The sequence below is a fragment of the Alitiscatomonas aceti genome, from assembly GCF_025567195.1.
GTDB classification, from domain to species: Bacteria; Bacillota; Clostridia; order Lachnospirales; family Lachnospiraceae; genus Alitiscatomonas; species Alitiscatomonas aceti.
The window spans coordinates 1-1,065 of sequence record NZ_JAOQJF010000029.1; the positions used below are offsets into that span (position 1 = coordinate 1).

The 1,065-nt window shown below is 48.9% G+C and carries 1 protein-coding gene; it reads right to left on the reverse strand.

What is annotated here, in order from left to right; all coding sequences use genetic code 11:
• Positions 1 to 349 precede the first annotated feature (349 nt).
• Positions 350 to 1,065: N-acetylmuramoyl-L-alanine amidase family protein (locus OCV69_RS12525; RefSeq protein ID WP_416782729.1), on the reverse strand; the 716-nt coding region annotated here is incomplete at its 5' end.

The window sequence follows — 1,065 nt, forward strand, 5'->3', positions numbered from 1 at the left end:
TATAACAATCGACGCGCACCCGCATAGCGGGTGGTTGATTGTTTCGCCCATCTCCATTTTTCGGATCAGCGAAAAATGGAGATGGGCGAAACAGACTAAAGTCCATAATAAAAAAGGAAAACCTATTCGCTAAGGTTTTCCAATATTCATGAGACATCGGGGATTCGAACCCCGGACAACTTGATTAAAAGGCATCTTTTTAATAGCTGTAAATCAAGGCTTTTCAAGGGATTCTGGGACATTTTTGGGACATAATTTTGATATGCGAAGATGGTACGATGTTCTGGCGGATTTCTCCGCCGTTTTTTTCTTATGGAATAGGAGTTGTAATCTCTTTTTTATACAACCTTTATATAACCGCCAGCGCCCCTCGCTCATTGCATCGGCACCGGATCTCTCCTTGCAGCATGGCTCCATCGGCCCCAAAGGCAAATACCTCATCACCAATCTGCATGAGCCTTCCGGTGACCATTGCACCATCAGAGCCAAGGTAATACCACTTGCCAACCCTGTCCTGCTTCCAGGCGTTGGCGACCATCACTCCGGAACCGTCAAACCAGTACCACCGGCCATCGGGATCCCGGTGCCAGTCGTTGCGTACCGGCTCTCCTGTGTCTCCGTGATAATATCTCCAGATCCCGGCCTCCTGGATCCAGCCGGATTTCTTTTCCGGCTCCGGCGGAGCAGCTTTGGCCCCATCATCCAAAACAACTACCGTGTGCCCCTTTGTCCTCGTTACCAGGATATCCCCACGCAATAAGTAGTCTGGCTTTTTACAGTACTTGTCATCTTTTAATATATCAAACTTACCGGTCGCCCGCAATGTACTCACCTCATTGGCTGTGTTAAAACTGGCCACTTTAGCTCCGGCATACAGGCAGCATACCCGGACTGCCTCGGAGCAATCTGTCTCGCAGGGTGACAAAACCTTGCTGGCATCATATCCATATCCAGCAGCAATAGCAATCAGGCTTGTCCTGTGCTCCTGACAATAACCAATATTATTGTTGGCGCAGATGGATTCCATGTTGTGGGCAATCAGCTCACGAACCTGCCTATCTTTCG